General features: G+C 71.5%; 13 protein-coding genes. 4 read left to right on the top strand and 9 right to left on the bottom strand.

The window, feature by feature from the left end; genetic code table 11:
- Positions 1 to 53: 53 nt before the first annotated feature.
- From ACWGIS_RS28760 to ACWGIS_RS28745, 4 genes are all read right to left on the bottom strand, one after another.
- On the bottom strand, positions 54 to 950 hold the full coding sequence (locus ACWGIS_RS28760; protein ID WP_453365368.1) for an RNA polymerase sigma factor SigF: 897 nt from the start codon (positions 948 to 950) through the stop codon (positions 54 to 56).
- Between the two features lie 107 nt (positions 951 to 1,057).
- Positions 1,058 to 1,279, bottom strand: coding sequence for a DUF5133 domain-containing protein (locus ACWGIS_RS28755; RefSeq protein ID WP_453365371.1), 222 nt, complete (start codon positions 1,277 to 1,279; stop codon positions 1,058 to 1,060).
- A gap of 441 nt (positions 1,280 to 1,720) precedes the next feature.
- Entirely contained in the window at positions 1,721 to 3,187 is a 1,467-nt protein-coding gene (locus ACWGIS_RS28750; RefSeq protein ID WP_453365367.1) for an esterase, read from the bottom strand.
- A 264-nt stretch (positions 3,188 to 3,451) separates the two neighbouring features.
- Complete coding sequence (locus ACWGIS_RS28745; protein WP_453365366.1) at positions 3,452 to 3,601, bottom strand: hypothetical protein; 150 nt, start codon at positions 3,599 to 3,601, stop codon at positions 3,452 to 3,454.
- Positions 3,602 to 3,707: 106 nt separating this feature from the next.
- Here ACWGIS_RS28745 and ACWGIS_RS28740 point away from each other — a divergent pair, with 106 nt between their 5' ends.
- Positions 3,708 to 4,178: a helix-turn-helix domain-containing protein gene (locus tag ACWGIS_RS28740; protein ID WP_453365365.1), complete on the top strand. Its 471-nt coding sequence runs from the start codon at positions 3,708 to 3,710 to the stop codon at positions 4,176 to 4,178.
- A 381-nt stretch (positions 4,179 to 4,559) separates the two neighbouring features.
- Here the strand turns inward: ACWGIS_RS28740 and ACWGIS_RS28735 are convergent, their stop codons facing one another.
- The 3 genes from ACWGIS_RS28735 to ACWGIS_RS28725 form a co-directional block, all read right to left on the bottom strand.
- Positions 4,560 to 5,162, bottom strand: coding sequence for a ClpP family protease (locus ACWGIS_RS28735; RefSeq protein ID WP_453365364.1), 603 nt, complete (start codon positions 5,160 to 5,162; stop codon positions 4,560 to 4,562).
- A 1-nt stretch (position 5,163) separates the two neighbouring features.
- Positions 5,164 to 5,817: an ATP-dependent Clp protease proteolytic subunit gene (locus ACWGIS_RS28730; protein WP_453365363.1), complete on the bottom strand. Its 654-nt coding sequence runs from the start codon at positions 5,815 to 5,817 to the stop codon at positions 5,164 to 5,166.
- Between the two features lie 127 nt (positions 5,818 to 5,944).
- On the bottom strand, positions 5,945 to 7,153 hold the full coding sequence (locus tag ACWGIS_RS28725) for an epoxide hydrolase family protein (protein WP_453365362.1): 1,209 nt from the start codon (positions 7,151 to 7,153) through the stop codon (positions 5,945 to 5,947).
- A 412-nt stretch (positions 7,154 to 7,565) separates the two neighbouring features.
- On the opposite strand from ACWGIS_RS28725, the gene ACWGIS_RS28720 reads away from it, so the two are divergent.
- Positions 7,566 to 8,048, top strand: coding sequence for a VOC family protein (locus tag ACWGIS_RS28720; RefSeq protein ID WP_453365361.1), 483 nt, complete (start codon positions 7,566 to 7,568; stop codon positions 8,046 to 8,048).
- Positions 8,049 to 8,175: 127 nt separating this feature from the next.
- On the opposite strand, the gene ACWGIS_RS28715 is transcribed toward ACWGIS_RS28720, so the two are convergent.
- Complete coding sequence (locus ACWGIS_RS28715) at positions 8,176 to 9,927, bottom strand: ABC transporter ATP-binding protein (RefSeq protein WP_453365360.1); 1,752 nt, start codon at positions 9,925 to 9,927, stop codon at positions 8,176 to 8,178.
- A 264-nt stretch (positions 9,928 to 10,191) separates the two neighbouring features.
- On the opposite strand from ACWGIS_RS28715, the gene ACWGIS_RS28710 reads away from it, so the two are divergent.
- Both ACWGIS_RS28710 and ACWGIS_RS28705 read left to right on the top strand, forming a co-directional pair.
- Positions 10,192 to 14,487 (top strand): discoidin domain-containing protein, encoded by a 4,296-nt coding sequence (locus ACWGIS_RS28710; protein WP_453365359.1) that lies wholly within the window; start codon positions 10,192 to 10,194, stop codon positions 14,485 to 14,487.
- Between the two features lie 202 nt (positions 14,488 to 14,689).
- A complete protein-coding gene (locus ACWGIS_RS28705) occupies positions 14,690 to 16,309 on the top strand; it encodes an MFS transporter (RefSeq protein WP_453365358.1) in 1,620 nt (539 codons plus the stop codon).
- An 8-nt stretch (positions 16,310 to 16,317) separates the two neighbouring features.
- On the opposite strand, the gene ACWGIS_RS28700 is transcribed toward ACWGIS_RS28705, so the two are convergent.
- Positions 16,318 to 17,286 (bottom strand): SGNH/GDSL hydrolase family protein, encoded by a 969-nt coding sequence (locus ACWGIS_RS28700; protein WP_453365357.1) that lies wholly within the window; start codon positions 17,284 to 17,286, stop codon positions 16,318 to 16,320.
- Between the last annotated feature and the right edge of the window lie 641 nt (positions 17,287 to 17,927).

Below are 17,927 nucleotides of genomic sequence, written 5' to 3'. Positions count from 1 at the left end.
GAGTTGTCCCGGGTGGCGCCACCGGCCGTTTCCGTCGGGGCGGACGCGGACCGTCAGGCCCGCTCGACGCGCTCCACGTCGTCGAGCATGCCGTTGCGCAGCTGCGTGATGATCCGCTTGATCAGCCGCGAGACGTGCATCTGGGAGCAGCCGAGGCGTTCTCCTATTTCCGCCTGGGTGGCTTCCTCCACGAACCGCAGGTGGATGATCTGCCGGTCGCGCTCACTGAGTTCGGCCACCAGCGGGGCCAGCGTGTGGAAGTCCTCGACGAGGCGCATGCCGTCGTCCTCCACGCCGATGAAGTCGGCGAGGACGGCTTCCCCGTCCTGGGTTCCGTCGCCCGTGAGGGCGGCGTCCAGGGAGGAGGAGTTGTAGCCGTTCGAGGCGATCTGGGCCTCCACGACCTCCTGCTCAGACAGGTTCATCAGCGTGGCCAGTTCCGCGACGCTCGGGTCCCGGTCCAGGCGGCTGGAGAGTTCCTCGCGCGCCTTGGCCAGCTCCACGCGCAGTTCCTGGAGGCGGCGCGGGACGTGCACCGCCCACGTCGTGTCACGGAAGAAGCGCTTGATCTCGCCGACGATGTACGGCAGTGCGAAGGAGGTGAACTCGACCTCGCGCGAGATCTCGAAGCGGTCGATGGCCTTGATCAGGCCGATCATCCCGACCTGGGCGATGTCCTCCAGGTCGTCGCCGCGGTGCCGGAAGCGGCCCGCCGCGAAGCGGACCAGCGACATGTTCATCTCGATCAGCGTGTTGCGCGCGTACTGGTACTCGTGCGTGCCCTCTTCGAGCTCCGCGAGGCGCTGGAAGAACTGACGGGACAACTCCCTCGCGTCGCGCGGAGCCACGGCACGTGGATCCTCGACGACGGGCAGCGCCTCCTGACCAGTTCCGGTCCGGGCGGACTCCTGGGTGACCTTCGACCGGCTCGCGGCGGTGACGGTGTCCATTACCTCTCCCACGAAACTGTTCGCCCTTCCAAGCATCGTGTCTGGCCGACTACCCCGTAAGTCCGAACCCATGTCTGCTTTTTCGGGGCGAGTTTTCTGACGATCCGTCATCTCATCGGTGCGGAGCCGACGGATGTGCCTGCTCCGGGTGTCCGGTGGCGGACGGCGAGGAGGGCCGCGTCCACTTCCCCGGTACCGGTCGCGACGCAGCGCGCGTACGCCGGTCCGTCCATGCGGCGGCGGACTCCGGGGCCTCCGCTCCCGGCGTGCGGCACCCGCGGCGTGTCGTACCGCTCGACGAGGTCGCCCTGGCCGGCGGGGTGGAGCATCGGCACGGTGTTCTCCCGGTGGACGGTCGTTGACGGTGATCGACCGTCGCCGGTGATCGTTCCCGACGGGACCTACCCGGCGGCTGCCGCCGTACGCCGGCCCCAAGGGCCCGAGCCCTCCGGGTCCTTGGGCCCGGCGCCCGTGGGCCGTTGGTCCCGCCGCCACGCACAACGCCCTGGCAGGCCCGCCGCCCTGCACAACGCCCGGGCGGTCCCGCCGTCACGGACCACGAAGGCCCGGCTTCGGTTTCACCGGGCTCCGGTGCCGGAGACGACGGCGGTCCGGGCTCACCGTCGGGACGAGGGTCCCGGCCCCACCGCCGCGACGGCGGGCCCTGGGCACTCGCGTCCCCGCGGACGCCGCCGGTCCGGTCCCGCTGAGGCGGCAGCGGACGGGCGGGGAGACGCGCGGCCGGACCGCGGCCGCGCGCCGGCCGGGCGTCACTCGTCGATGGCCGCCCCGAACGCCGCGTCGAGCGAAGGCGCCCCGAGCGAGGCCGCGTCGAAGGTCCAGGACCCCGTCGCCGAGATGCCGCCGGCCCCCGCGGAGAGCACCCACACGAAGCCGTCACCCGTGTTCTCGCCGGGCGCGGAGGCCAGCAGCCCGAAGCGGCCGTCGGCGTTCGGGTCGGTCAGCCGGACCTGGCCGCCCCATTTGTCGCCCTTCTCGACGATGCCGGGGACATCCGCCGAGTTCTGGTCCCAGGACTTGGCGCCGTTCCCGGTCAGTCCGGCGGCCGTACCGCGCAGCACCCAGACGGCACCCGCGTCGGCGACCGTGCCCACGTCCTCGCCGGACGCGCCCACCGCCACGTCCGCGTAGCCGTCGCCGTTGGTGTCCGCGACGGACAGGTCGGTGCCCCAGCCGTCACCGGCCTCGGCGGTTCCGGGGACGCCGGGGGAGTCCTGCGTCCACCACCGGGGCTCGGCCGCGGGCCCGTCGGGGCCCCCATAACGCACGCCCAGGAGGCCGCCGGTCATCGACTCGCCCCCGTCGTCGGGGGAGTGCGGCTCACCGGTGACCAGGTCGTCGTAGCCGTCGCCGTTGATGTCACCGGACGCGGCGACCGGGCCGCCGCGCAGTTCGCGCGCGTACGTCAGCCCGTCCGCCTGCCCGGACAGCAGTACCGACCAGCCGTGCCCCGGCTCGGCGCCCGTGGTCACGCCGGACACGACGAGGTCGGCGTGGCCGTTGTCGTCGTAGTCGCCGGTGGTCAGCGACTTGGGCGTGATGTCGCGTTCCTCCGCCTGTGCGGAGAGCCGTTGCCGGGACTCGCGGCTGAGGGAGCTCGGCGCGCCCGCGTCGTAGCCGAACAGCTCCAGGTCGTCCCGGTCGAGCACGGCGAGCAGATCGCCCGGGGTCTCGTTGGTGAAGTGGGCGGCGGCCAGTCCCGAGCCGAACCGCTCGCCCGCGGTGGGTTCCTGGGTCTCCAGCCAGTCGCTGGCGGAACCGTGGAGGCCGGAGGCCGAGCCCCACAGGACCGCGACGCCGCCCGCGTCCTTGACCGTGCCGAGGTCCTCGCCGGGGATGCCGACGATCGCGTCGTCGTAGCCGTCGCCGTCCAGGTCGCCGGTCGCCACCGAGGTGCCGAAGCCGTCGGCGGGTTCGGCGGCGCCCGCGACTCCGGACGTGGACTGGCTGAAGCGCGCGGCGTTGGCGGTGCCGATGCCGCGGGACGAGCCGTACTGGACGGTGACCAGACCGGCGCCCTTCTGGCCGCTGACCGTCGCGCCCGGCGCGCCGACCAGGACGTCCTCGTATCCGTCGCCGTTGAAGTCGCTGTTGCGGTCGTCGGCGTGCGTGCCGCCGGGTGTCCCCGCGTAGGCGGAGGGGGCGGCCGCGATGGCGGCGCCGGTCACGAGAAGGAATGAGGCCGCGGCGAGGGCGGCCGAACGGTTGTTGCGCACGAGCGGCTCCTTGGTAAAAGGATGGCCGGGCAACGCCGGGGGGTGTCCGGAAAGGGCCCGTTCCTTTTCCGGCGCCCTGTTCGACACCGCGTGAGCCACAAGGGTTGTACGCGAGGGCGCTCCGGAACCGGAGCGGTCACGGTCGGTTTCCGGCCAGGGGGAGGAGAACTCCGCTCACCGGTCCCGCCGTCTCCGTGCACGGACGCGGCGCCACGACGGTCGGGAAGGCAGGCGCCGGTCGGCGGGAGGGCGGGCGGCGGCGGCTCAGCGGACGTCCGCGGCGGGACGCCCGACGGTGCGGAGCTCGTGCAGGTGGCGCTTCGTGACGCGGCCCGCGTGACGGGTGTCGATCAGCTCGCGAAGGCACGCGAGGAGACCGTTCCGGGCGGCGCCGAACGTGTCCCGCAGTTCCATGACCCGCCTCCCGCACCTGCCGTTTCCCGGCACAGTGCCACGAGCCGCGGTTCCACCGACAGCGGAACGCCGGTCGTCCGGCGCGCGGCGCTCCTACGCTGGGAGGGTGAGCGACCACGTGCCGAACGAAGCCCGCGTCATTCCCCTCCGCCCGGCGGCGGGAGCCTCGCCGAGCGCCCGCGCGGCCCGCGCGCCGCAGGGCCCGCGGCCGGCCGGCCCGCCCCAGGGGGCGCCCGGCGGCCGCCCCGCGCCCAGGGAGCCGCTGCTCCGCGACCTGGTCGGTGACGTGCTGCGCCGCGAGCGCCTCGCCCAGGAGCGCACGCTCCAGGACGTCGCCGACGCGGCCCGGATCTCGATGCCCTATCTCTCCGAGCTGGAGCGCGGCCGCAAGGAGGCCTCGTCCGAGGTCCTCGCGGCCGCCGCCCACGCCCTGGGGCTCGGCCTCGGCGATCTGCTGTCCCTGGCCCAGGGCGAACTCGTGCGCCTCGCCGGGGCCCGCTCGACCGGCAGCCGTGCCGGTCACGGCCGGCGCGCGCCGTCGGCCTCGCCGTACAACGGCCTGTGCCTGGCGGCCTGACCGGGACCGACGAGCCGGCCGTGCGACGAGTCGGACGGCCGGCGGCCGGGTGATCCGGGCGGTTCGGCCCGGCCCGGGTGACGTTCTGCCCGGCGCCGACGCGGGCCGTCCGGCGGCGCTTCCACGACAGGAGGGTCCGCCCGTCGTCGGGGGCCGGGCACCCACGCCCCCACCGGGACGCGAACGGCCGCCCGTCGACCCATGGGCCGGGATGCGGCCGTTCGTGCGCCGACCCGTTGGCCGGGACGGGGCCGTTCGAGCGGCGACCCATCGGCCGGGACGCCAACGGCCGCCCGTCGACCCATGGGCCGGACGCGGCCGTCCGTGCGCCGGTGCCTCCGTCGGCAGGTGACGGTCCGCGCGGCGCGCCCCCCCCGGGGCTCAGACCGTCGCCAGGCGGCGGCTGAGCACCTCGTCGGCCAGCCCGTACGCCACCGCCTCCCGGGCCGTGAAGACCTTGTCGCGGTCCATGTCCGCGCGCAGGGTCGCCACGTCGTGGTGCGTGTGCCGGGAGAGCACCTCCTCCACCTGGGAGCGGATCCGCAGCATCTCCTTCGCCTGGAGGCTGAGGTCCGAGACCGTTCCCTGCCGTCCGCCGCTCGCGGGCTGACCGAGCAGCACCCGCGCGTGCTCCAGCACGAACCGCCGCCCGGGATCCCCGCCGGCCAGCAGCACGGCGGCCGTCGACGCCGCCTGCCCCACGCAGAACGTGGAGATCGGCGCCTGCACGAACGTCATCGTGTCGTAGATCGCCATCAGTGAAGTGAAGGCACCACCCGGCGAGTTGATGTAGATCGCGATCTCGTTCTCCGGGCTCGACGACTCCAGATGGAGGAGTTGCGCGATGACGACGTTGGCGACACCGTCGTCGATCTCCGTGCCCAGGAAGATGATCCGCTCCGACAGCAGCCGGCTGAAGACGTCGTACGACCGCTCGCCCTGCGGGGTCCGCTCGACGACGTTCGGAATCGTGTAGGAACCCATGTCACAGCCCCATCCGTCGGCGGGACGCGGCGGGCCGGACGTCCTCCAGGGACTCCACGACCCGGTCCACCATCCCGTACTCCAGCGCCTGTTCGGCCGTGAACCAGCGGTCGCGGTCGCCGTCCCGGGAGATCGTCTCCTCGGTCTGCCCGGTGTGCTCCGCGGTGATCCGCTCGATGGCCTTCTTCGTGAACTCCAGGTTCTGCGCCTGGATCTCGATGTCCGCGGCGGTGCCCCCGATGCCGGCCGAGGGCTGGTGCATCATGATCCGCGCGTTCGGCAGGGCGAAGCGCTTGCCGCGCGCGCCGACGCTCAGCAGGAACTGCCCCATGCTCGCGGCGAACCCCATGGCGAGCGTCGAGACGTCGTTGGGGATCAGCCGCATCGTGTCGTAGATCGCCAGACCGGCGGTGACCGAACCGCCCGGACTGTTGATGTACAGGCTGATGTCGGTCCGCGCGTCCTCCGCCGAGAGCAGGAGCAACTGGGCGCAGACCCGGTTCGCGGAGACCTCGTCCACCTGGGTGCCGAGGAACACGATGCGCTGGCCGAGCAGTTGCGCGGCGAGATGGTCGTCGAAGCGTGTCGCCGGGGTGTCGCCCTCTTCGGCCCGTGGCCGCGAAGCCGCGTATCCGCCGGTGATGAGTGCTGTCATCGGTCCTCCTTGTCGTGGGCGGCTGCCTCGCCGCTCACTCCACTGTCGGCCCGGACGTCCCCCGAACCCGGCTTTCTTTGCCCGCAGCAGATTCGCCACGGGCAGAGGGGTCCGAGGATTCGGGCGCTCAGTACGCCCCGCTCTCGCGCAACTGGCGGAAGAAGGCCCGCACGTCGGACACCAGCAGGCCGGGCTCCTCCATCGCGGGGAAATGTCCGCCCCGGTCGAATTCCGTCCACCGCACGATGGTGTTCGTGCGGTCCGCGACATGGCGCAGCGGAAGGAAATTGTCGTGCGGGAAGACGGCGAGTGCGGTGGGCGCGGAGGAAGGCGCGGGCGTTTCACCCCAGTAGGCGGCGTGCGCGCGTTCGTAGTAGATACGGGCGGATGAACCGGCCGTCCCGGTCAGCCAGTACAGCATGACGTCGGTGAGCAGCTGGTCCCGGTCGACGGCTTCCTCGGGACGCTCTCGCGCGTCCGTCCACTGCCGGAACTTCTCGACGATCCAGGCGAGTTGTCCCACGGGTGAGTCCGTCAGCGCGTACGCCAGAGTCTGCGGGCGGGTGGCCTGGATGTCGGCGTATCCCTGTTCCTCCCTCACCCACCGCCGGCCGCGCCGCCACGACGCGAGCGTCCGTTCCCTCTGGTCCGCGGTCAGCGGGGCCAGTTCCTCCGCCGTCGGTTCCGAGGTCGCGGACCCCGAGGGCAGCAGGTTCAGATGGACGCCGACGACCTCCTCGGGGCGGATCCGGCCCAGTTCGCGGGAGATGGCCGCTCCCCAGTCGCCGCCCTGTGTCCCGTACCGCTGATATCCGAGGCGCCGCATCAGCTCCGCGAACGCGGCCGCGACCCGCTTGAATTCCCAGCCGGTCTCCCGGGTGGGTCCGGAGAAACCGAATCCGGGAATGCTCGGCAGCACGAGGTGGAAGGCGTCGGCGGGATCCGCGCCGTGTGCCCGGGGGTCGGTCAACGGGCCCACGACGTCCTGGAATTCGGCGATCGAGCCGGGCCAGCCGTGCGTCATGACGAGCGGGGTCGCATCGGGTTCCGGGGAGCGGATGTGCGCGAAGTGAACCGTGGCTCCGTCGATCTCGGTACGGAACTGCGGCCACTCGTTGAGACGTTTCTCCGCCGCCCGCCAGTCGTATGCGTGACGCCAGTGGCGTACGAGTTCGCGGAGGTAGTCGCGGGGAACTCCGTATGCCCAGCCCACGCCGGGCAGTTCGTCCGGCCAGCGTGTGGCGTCGAGACGCCGGCGCAGATCGTCCAGGTCGCTCTCGGGGATGTCGATGGTGAAGGGCCGGATGAGGGGGGTGGCGTCCTGCGGCGTGGTCATGTGCGCGGATGTTATCCCCGCTCACGCGGTGGCGAAGTGGCCCGGTGTGGCCCACGCGCCCGCCGGGGCGCGAGCCGGTCGGTCCGGACGGCGGTCGGCCCGGGGGCGCTGTCCTCGCCGGCCCGGACCGCCGCGACGACGTACCGGGTGGGCCCGGAGGAACGACGCTCTCCCTGCGGTCGGCGGCCGGTGGCCGAGGGTGTCCGGACCTCGACGCGGGCCACGGCTGCGGGCCGTCCGTCCTCGGTCGGCGCCTCGGTCCCGCCGTCCGGATCGTCGCTCGGCCCGCTCCGGCGTGCCCGGCGCGGTGCCGCTGGGCGCCGGGTGCCGGACGGCCCGCCGTGCGACCGATGAGTTTCCGGACGAGGATCGGTCGTTACAGGTGAAGAGGTTCCCGCCCGAGGAGGTACACATGTCCACCGACGGATTCACCACGTGTCTGTGGTTCGACGGCCGCGCCGAGGAGGCCGCCGACTTCTATGTCTCGGTGTTCAAGAACTCCCGGATCGGCAGGGTCGGCCGCTACACCGAGGCGGGGCCCGGCCCCGCCGGTTCCGTGATGGTCGTCGAGTTCGAGGCCAACGGCCAGAAGTTCGTCGCGCTGAACGGGGGGCCGCAGTTCACGTTCAGCGAGGCGGTGTCCTTCCAGATCGTCTGCGACGACCAGGAAGAGGTGGACCACTACTGGGACCGCCTCACCGAGGACGGCGGCGAGGCCGGTCCCTGCGGCTGGCTGAAGGACAGGTTCGGCCTGTCCTGGCAGGTCTTCCCGTCCCGGCTCATCGACATGATCGCCGACCCGGACCCGGTGAAGGCGGCGCGCACGACCCAGGCCATGTACGCCATGAGCAAGATCGACCTCGCCGCCCTGGAGAAGGTCCACGCCGGCGAGTAGCATCCGGACCCGCCGCCCGGACAGTGCGCGCGCACGCCCTGCCCGGGCCGGCCGGGCCCGGTCGGCACGCCGCCTCGCCGGGCGCCCCGCCGGGCCGACGGTCAGGTCCCGTCCTGGCGTCGCCGCCCTACCCGTGCAGCGCCGTGTACGCCCCGTTGCGGCTCAGCAGTTCCTCGTGCGAGCCGATCTCCCGTATCGCCCCGTCCCGCATCACGACGATGCGGTCCGCGTCCCGGATCGTGGAGAGCCGGTGCGCGACCACGAACGTCGTCCGCCCGCGCAGCAGCCGGGCCAGCGCCTGCTGCACGAGCGCCTCCGAGTGCGTGTCGAGCGCCGAGGTCGCCTCGTCGAGGATCAGCACCCGGGGGTCCCTGATCAGCGCCCTGGCGATCGCGAGGCGCTGGCGCTGACCTCCGGACAGGCGGGCCCCGTGCTCGCCCACCAGCGTGTCGAGACCCTCGGGGAGCCGGTCGACGAACTCCAGCGCGTTCGCGTCCCGCAGCGCCTCCCGCACCACCGTGTCGTCGGCGTCGTCCATGCCGTAGGCGACGTTCTCCCGGATCGTCCCGTCGAACAGGATCGACTCCTGGGGCACCACCGAGACGAAGCGCCGGTAGGTACGCAGGTCCAGCGTGCTCATGTCGGTCCCGTCGAGCAGCAGCCGGCCCGACGTGGGCCGGACGAACCCGATCACGAGGTTCAGCACCGTGGACTTGCCGGCCCCCGAGGCGCCCACCAGGGCGACGGTCTCGCCGGGGGAGACGCGCAGCGAGAAGTCGCGCACCGCCGCCCTGTTCTCGTCGTAGGCGAACCCGACGCGCTCGAAGGTGACCGCGCCGCGCACCGAGCGCACCTCCTCCTTGCCCTCGTTGTCCTCCAGTTCGGGCGCCTGGAGCACCTCGCCGACCGAGCGCACGGACTCCAGGCCCTTGGAGATGACCGGTGCCAGCGCGGCGAGCGTCGTCGTGGAGTTGGTCAGCGTGGTGAGGAACGCGCTGAGCATGACGACGTCGCCCGCCGTGACGCTCCAGACGCCGTAGTACGACACCAGCGCGGCGGCCGTCAGGAAGAGCACGCCGACGACGTTGAGGAAGACCCAGGCCAGCGATCCGAACCGCCCGTTGAGCAGATCCAGCCGCAGACCCGAACTGAGCACCTGGCGCAGCGTGTTGTCCATCCGCCGCAGCGCCTTGCCCTCCAGTCCGTGGGCGGGGGTGACCGAGATCAGGCGGGTCATCTCGGTGACCCGCGAGGACAGGTGCTGGACCTCGTGGCGGAAGTGCTCGTTGTGGGTGCGCAGCCGGGTCCGCAGCCGGGCCACGAGCAGGGCGGCGACGGGCACGACGACCAGGAAGACCGGCAGGAACTGCGGGGTGCGGACGGCGATGACGACGAGTCCGCCGGTGAGCACCGTGAGCGCGCCCAGTCCGGTCTCGGCGGTCTGCTGGACCATCTGCTCGACGGTCTCCACGTCCATGACGACCTTTGCCTGGAGGACTCCCGCGCTGACCCGTGAGTGGTAGCCGATGGACAGCTGCTGCATCCGGGTGCACAGCTCCGACCGCAGATCGGTGCCCATGCGGCGCACGCTGCCGTAGAGCAGGCGGACGTAGAGCAGGTGCAGCGGCAGGTTGAGCGCCAGGATGACCATCAGGACGCCGGTGCTGAGCCACAGCCGGCTGATCGGCCCGTGCTGGACGACGGTGTCGATGATCGACGCGGTGATCAGCGGCAGGAGCCACACCGGGCTGTGCTTCACGGTGAAGACGACGATCGCGGCGGCCAGGCGCCGGCGGTCGGCGCGGAACAGGTAGGCGAGCGTGCGGACCGGGTGTTCGTCCCGGTAGCGGTGGTCGAGCGGCCTTTCCGGCGACGCCATGGACGGGTGTCCTCCTCGGCACAGGGGTACGGGGCGAGCGCTTACTGCCCAGGCGGCGCCGGAGTACACCCCGCAACGCCCGTTCCGCACGCCCCAGTTCGCCTTGTGTCCTGCTCGACAAGAAGCGGCAACTATCTCTGCGCCGAGTGTGGACTCAACAACATCAGCATGCAACTCTCCAACAACTGACCGCAAAAACGCGACCCTTGCTCTCTCGTATCTCTTCCGCGTCCCCCCGTGACACCGCTCCAGGGCAGGAGAAGGATGATCAGACACCGTTGGAGAGGCCGCTTGCTGGCGGCCCTGCTGACCACAGCGCTCGCCCTCATCGGGCTCCCCGCGCTCACCGCGCCGGCCGCCGCGGCCGGCGGCCCCGATCTCGCCGCCGGCCGGAGCGCCACGGCGAGCAGCTCCAAGGCCGAGTACGGCGCGGCCCACACCACCGACGGCAACGCGGCGACCTACTGGGAGAGCTCGGGCTCCGGCTTCCCGCAGTGGGTGCAGGCCGACCTCGGCGCCGCCGCCCGGATCGACGAGGTGGTCCTGAAGCTCCCCGCGGCCTGGGAGAGCCGGAACCAGACCCTCTCGGTCCAGGGCAGCGGCGACGGCACGAGCTTCGACACGATCAAGTCCTCGGCCTCGTACGCCTTCACGCAGAGCGCCGGCAACACGGTGACGATCGGGTTCCCGGCGACCCAGGCCCGCTACGTGCGGATAACCGTCACGGCGAACACCGGCTGGTCCGCCGCGCAGCTCTCGGAACTGCAGGTGCACGGCGCGAGCGACTCCACCGGGAACCTCGCCGCCGGCAGGCCGTTCACCGCCAGCAGCTCGACCCAGACGTACGTCGCCGCCAACGCGGGCGACGGGAACCGGGCCAGCTACTGGGAGAGCCGCAACGGCGAGTTCCCGCAGTGGATCCAGGTGGACCTCGGCTCGTCGGTGCGCGTCGACCGGGTGGTGCTGCGGCTGCCGTCCGGCTGGGGCGCGCGGACCCAGACGCTCAAGCTCCAGGCGAGCGCGACCGGTTCGGACTTCCAGGACCTGACGGCCTCGAAGGGCTACGCGTTCAACGAGGCGAACGACCTGTCGCAGAGCGTGGCCTTCAACGCCACCACGACCCGCTACGTCAGGATGCTCGTCACGGCCAACACCGGCCAGCCCGCGGGACAGTTGTCGGAGCTGGAGGTGTACGGGCCGGCCACGGGCGACACCCAGGCGCCGACCGCCCCCACCGACCTGGCCTACACCGAACCCGCGACCGGCCAGATCAAGCTGACCTGGAAGGCCGCCACCGACAACGTCAAGGTCACCGGCTACGACGTCTACGCCGACGGCGAGCTGCGGACCTCCGTCGCCGGTGACGTCACGACGTACACGGACACCCAGCCGGCGTCGGCGACCGTCGCGTACTACGTGCGCGCCAGGGACGCCGCGGGCAACCAGTCGGGCAACAGCAACACGGTCACCCGCAAGGGGGACTCCGGCGACACCCAGGCGCCGACCGCCCCCGCCGACCTCGCGTTCACCGAGGCCACCAGCGGCCAGGTCCGCCTCACCTGGCGGGCCTCCACCGACAACGTGAAGGTCACCGGCTACGACATCTACGCCAACGGCGCCCTGCGCAAGAGCGTCGACGGTGACGTGACGACGTACACCGACACGCAGCCGGCGTCCGCGACGGTGACGTACCGGGTGCGCGCCAAGGACGCGGCGGGCAACCAGTCCGCCGACAGCAACACCGTCACCCGCAACGGCTCCACGGGCGACGGCGCGAACCTCGCCGTCGGCAAACCCGTCTCCGCCTCCTCCAGTGTCTTCACGTTCGTCGCGGAGAACGCCAACGACGACCGCACCAGCACGTACTGGGAAGGCGGGCCCGGCAGTTACCCGAACAGCCTCACCGTCAAGCTCGGTGCCAACGCCGACGTCGACACCGTGGTCCTCAAGCTCAGTCCGGACGCGGCCTGGGCGGCACGGACCCAGCGCGTCCAGGTGCTCGGCCGGGAACAGAAGGCCACCTCGTTCACGACCCTGGCCGCCGCGAAGGACTACACCTTCGACCCGGCGAGCGGGAACACGGTCCGGGTCCCCGTCGCCGGCCGCGTCGCGGACGTCCAGCTGGTGATCACCGCCAACTCGGGCTCCTCGGCCGGGCAGATCGCCGAGTTCCAGGTCCTGGGCACCCCGGCGCCCAATCCTGACCTCCAGGTCACCGGGATCACCTCGGCGCCGGCGAGCCCCGTCGAGTCCGACGCCGTGAAACTGACCGCGACCGTCCGCAACTCCGGCACGCAGGCCTCCGAGGCCACCGACGTCGAGTTCCGGCTTGGCGGCACCAAGGCGGGCACCGCCGACGTCGGCGCGCTCGCCGCGGGGGCCTCGGCCACGGTCACCGCCGACATCGGAGCCCGCGACGCCGGGACCTACCAGGTCGGCGCCGTCGCCGACCCGGGCAACAAGGTCGTCGAACGGGACGAGGGCAACAACTCCTACACCAGCCCCACTTCCCTCGTCGTCAAGCCCGTCTCCAGCTCCGACCTCGTGGCCGCCTCCGTCGGCTGGTCGCCCAGCGCCCCCGCCGAGGGCAACACGGTCACCTTCTCCGTCACCCTGAAGAACCAGGGCACCGTGGCCTCCGCGAGCGGCGCCCACGGCATCACGCTGACGGTACTCGACTCCTCCGGCGCCACCGTCAGGACGCTCACCGGCTCCTACGACGGAGCCATCGCGGCGGGTGACACCGCCCCCGCGGTGAAGATCGGCACCTGGACCGCGGGCAAGGGCAAGTTCACCGTCAGGACCGTGGTCGCGGCCGACGCCAACGAACTCCCGGTCAAGCGCGACAACAACACGAGCAGCCAACCCCTGTTCGTCGGCCGCGGCGCCAACATGCCGTACGACATGTACGAGGCCGAGGACGGCACCACGGGCGGCGGCGCGCAGACCGTCGGACCCAACCGCACGGTCGGCGACATCGCCGGCGAGGCGTCAGGCCGCAAGGCCGTCACCCTCAACAGCACCGGCAACTACGTGGAATGGACCACCAAGGCCGCCGCCAACACCCTGGTGACCCGCTTCTCCATCCCGGACGCGGCGGGCGGCGGCGGCACGAACTCCACCCTGAACGTCTACGTCGACGGCAAGTTTCTCAAGGCCGTCGACCTCACGTCGAAGTACGCCTGGCTGTACGGCGCGGAGACCGGACCGGGCAACTCGCCGGGCTCCGGATCACCTCGGCACATCTACGACGAGGCGAACCTGATGCTCGGCCAGACCGTCCCGGCGGGCAGCCGGATACGGCTGCAGAAGGACGCCGCCAACGACTCCAGGTACGCGATCGACTTCGTGAGCCTGGAGCAGGCGTCGGCGATCCCCAACCCGGACCCGGCGACGTACACCGTGCCGGCCGGCTTCTCCCACCAGGACGTGCAGAACGCGCTCGACAAGGTGCGCATGGACACCACCGGCAAGCTCGTCGGCGTCTACCTGCCGGCCGGCGACTACGAGACGTCCAGCAAGTTCCAGGTCTACGGCAAGGCGGTCCAGGTCGTCGGCGCGGGCCCCTGGTACACCCGCTTCCACGCCCCGTCGTCGCAGGAGAACACCGACATCGGCTTCCGGGCCGAGGCCAGTGCCAAGGGATCGTCGTTCGCGAACTTCGCGTACTTCGGCAACTACACCTCGCGGATCGACGGCCCGGGCAAGGTGTTCGACTTCGCCAACGTCTCCGACATCACCATCGACAACATCTGGAACGAGCACATGGTGTGCCTCTACTGGGGCGCCAACACCGACGGCATCACCATCAAGAACTCGCGGATCCGTGACATGTTCGCCGACGGGATCAACATGACCAACGGCAGCACGGACAACCACGTCGTCAACAACGAGGCGCGGGCGACCGGCGACGACAGCTTCGCGCTGTTCTCCGCGATCGACGCGGGCGGAGCCGACGAGAAGAACAACCTGTACGAGAACCTCACGTCGATCCTGACCTGGCGCGCGGCGGGCGTCGCCGTCTACGGCGGGTACGACAACACCTTCCGCAACATCCACATCGCCGACACCCTGGTCTATTCGGGCATCACCGTCAGCTCGCTGGACTTCGGCTACCCGATGAACGGCTTCGGGACGGCTCCCACGACCCTGGAGAACATCTCGGTCGTCCGCTCGGGCGGCCATTTCTGGGGCTCCCAGACCTTCCCCGGCATCTGGATGTTCTCCGCCTCGAAGGTCTTCCAGGGCATCCGCGTCAACAACGTCGACATCGTCGACCCGACGTACAGCGGGATCATGTTCCAGACCAACTACGTGGGAGGACAGCCCCAGTTCCCGATCAAGGACACCGTCCTCACGGACGTGACGATCACCGGAGCGCACAAGAGCGGCGACGCGTTCGACGCCAAGTCCGGGTTCGGCCTGTGGGCCAACGAGATGCCGGAGGCCGGCCAGGGGCCCGCCGTCGGTGAAGTCACCTTCCACAACCTCAAGATGAGCGACAACGCGCAGGACGTGAGGAACACGACGTCCACCTTCAAGATCAACGTGCTGCCGTAGCGCGCACCTCACGCCGACAGCCAGCCGATCGCCCGCGGGCGGCGGGGTCCCGAACCCCGCCGCCCGTACGGCGACCGGCCCACCGCCCGGCCCGGGCGCCCGCGCCGCAGGTGATCGACTGGTGCCCCCGTAGGCCCCGGCTTACGTTGGTCAAGTGAATGCCGGTGACTCCGCCGGCCTGCGACGACGCAGGGAAACCCAGATGACGGCATCTCCCGCGACACCTTCCACATCTGCCGGATCCCCGGAGCGGGGCCGCGGCAGCGGTATCGCACTCCTCGTCATCTGCTCGTGCCAGCTGATGGTGGTCCTCGACATCACCATCGTGAACATCGCCTTGCCGTCCATCCAGGAGTCGCTCGGTTTCTCGACCGAGAGCCTGTCCTGGGTGATCAACGCCTACACCCTCACCTTCGGCGGCCTGCTGCTGCTCGGCGGACGCCTCGGTGACATCCTCGGCCGCCGCAGGGTCTTCATGTTCGGCGTCCTGCTCTTCGTGTTCGCCTCCCTGCTCGGCGGACTGTCCCAGGAGTCCTGGCACCTGCTCGCGGCCCGCTCGTTGCAGGGCGTCGGCGGAGCCATCGCGTCCCCCACGGCCCTGGCGCTGATCACCACCACCTTCCGCGAAGGCCCGGAACGCAACCGGGCGTTCGGCGTGTTCGCCGCCGTCTCGGCGGGCGGCAGCGCGATCGGCCTGCTCGCCGGCGGCATCCTCGTGGAATGGCTCGACTGGCGCTGGGTCCTCTTCGTCAACGTGCCCATCGGCCTGCTGATCGTCCTCGCGACCCCGCGCTACATCCGCGAGTCCGAACGCCACCCCGGGCACTTCGACCTCCTCGGCGCGCTCACCTCCACGCTGGGCATGGTGCTCCTCGTCTACGGCTTCATCCGCGCCTCGGAGGACGGCTGGAGCGACCCCCTGACCCTCGGCTCCTTCGCGGCCGCGATCGTGCTGATCGCCGCGTTCATCGTCGTGGAGAGCCGGTCCAAACAGCCCATCACGCCGCTGTGGATGTTCCGTGACCGCAACCGCGCGGGCGTCTACGGAATGATGCTGACGCTCGCCGCGGCGATGTTCGGCATGTTCTTCTTCCTGACCCTGTTCGTGCAGAACATCCTGCACTTCAGCCCGCTGCGGGCGGGCCTCGCCTTCCTGCCGGTGAGCGCCATCATCGCGGTCGGCGCGGGTGTCGCCTCGCAGCTCCTGCCCCGGTTCGGGCCCAAGCCGTTCATGGCCACCGGCTCGATCCTGGCGGCCCTGGGACTCGGCTGGCTGACGCTCACCGACGTGAACAGCACGTACCTGGGCAGCATCCTCGGCCCGATGCTCGTCTTCGGCTTCGGCATGGGCATGCAGTTCGTGTCACTCACGCTGATGGCCGTCTCGGGTGTGTCGGCCCAGGAGACGGGCGCGGCCTCCGGCATCCTCAACGCCACCCAGCAGGTGGGCGGATCGCTCGGCCTGAGCGTGCTGGTCACCGTCTTCGGCACGGCCAGCCGCAACGAGGCCACCGAGCAGATCCGCGACTTCATGGCCGACGCCACCCCCGCCCAGCGCCTCGAGTTCCGCAGGACGGGACAGCTCCCACCGCCCTGGAGCGACGAGGTGCTGACCTCCGGCATCTCCAGCGCCTTCGTCGTGGCGGCCGTCCTCGCCGTCGTGGCCGCGCTGGTCGCCCTGATCATCATCCAGGTGCGTCCCGACGACCTCGAACGGCTCCAGGGCGGCGCCGTCGCCGGGGTGCCAGCCGGCGGCACCCCCGAGGACGCGGCACCGGTGGCGGGGCGGGACCCCGACGCCCGCGGCGGCCCACCCTCCTGAGGGGCACGTCAGCGCACCAGGCCGGCGATCACCCGGGTGATCTCGCGCGCGATCCTCGTGATCCCCGGCGAGCGGACCGGGCACGGCCGCGGCTCGGACGTGGTGGGCGCGAGGCAGAAGTGCAGAGGGTCGTCGTCGCGATGCAGAGCGGTACGGCCCGGTCCCGGCCGGGTGCAGTACGCAGGGTGCTCCCGCTCGTACGCGGTGCACGGCAGGTACTGCGCCCAGGTGTAGCGGCCGGACGCCGGGCTGACCGCGCCGCCCGCGTCGGCGACCACGTCGTGCGAGGCGTCCGCCTGTCGCGCGTACAGGGCGTTGACCTCGCGGACCCGGCCGGGGGTCATCGGGTCGGGACCCTGGAGCACCCACACGATCCTCGGACGCCGGGAGCCGCCCGCCGCCGCGATCTGGTCGGTGAGCCGGTCCGCGTCCGCCGCGTACCGGGCGAAGTACCTGCCGCGCGCCTTGTCGTACGTGATCCCGTCCATGCACGGCGTGTAGCCCCAGGAGTTGCCCCAGAACTGGAGCACCACGAGGTCCGGCCGCAGCGAGCGCACCAGCGCGGCTGCCTTGTCCTCGGCCGGCACCAGTGACTTCACGTCGGTGCCCTCCAGGTAGTCGCACAGGGTGGTGCCCGAGTAGGGCGCGCTCGTGTACCGGCCGCCCACCCGCGCCCGCAGCTCCGTGCCCAGCACCTTCTGGTTCTCCATGGCCAGCGAATCCCCGAGGTACAGCACCGTGGGAGCCTTCGTCCTCGCCTTCGCCTTGGGCTTCGCCTCCGCCCTCGGCTCCGCCCCGGCCTTCGTCGGCGTCGCGGCGGGGGAGGCGGCCGCCCGCCGGTTGACGGTCGCGGACGGCGTCCAGGAGCCGTCTCCGGGACCCACCGGGGCAGGTGCCCGCCCTTCCGACGCGGGATCACCGCAGGCGCCGAGCAGCAGCCCGGCCAGCAACGCCCCCACAATCCACGGCTTTCGCATCCGGCCACTCCCGCCCCGCCCGCCGAAAGGGCCTCCCAGGCAAGCACACGCGCCCGGAACGCGGAAGGCGTGCACCGGCCACCCGGCCGCGCCCCGGCCGGGACCCGCCGTGACGGATTCCCGGCGTTGACGCGCCGGGCCGGCCTCCGCTCCCATGCACGTGTCCGCCGGGCGCCGTCGAACCCTTCGCAGTCACGAGGTGAACGCCGAGTTCAAAGGCGCCAAGGCGCTTCTCGTCCCGCTCGCGCTGCTCCTGGGCTCCGCCGCGCCCTCCGATGCCCGGCCCGACGCCGTGCCTCCCGCACGCGGCCGGGTCGGCACCTGGCGGGCACCGGCGGTCGGCAGGCGCACGCACACGGCATCAAGGTCATCGGCGCCACCCTGACCTCCTTCAAGGGCTGGCGCGTCCACGACGACACCCTGGAAGCCACCCGTCTTGTCTCGCCGTCAACGATCACATCCGCACCAGCGGCCTCTTCGACCACGTCGTCGACTTCGACCGTGCCGTCCGGGACCCCGCCGACCCGCTGCGCCTCCTGCCCGCCTACGACGCGGGCGACCATCTGCACCCGAACGACGCCGGCTGCGCGGCCATGGCGGCGGCCGTGGACCTGCGCACCCTGTGACCGGCCGACACCGAC

The organism is Streptomyces sp. NPDC054842, assembly GCF_053611025.1.
This window is presented reverse-complemented; position numbering and strand designations above follow the sequence as displayed.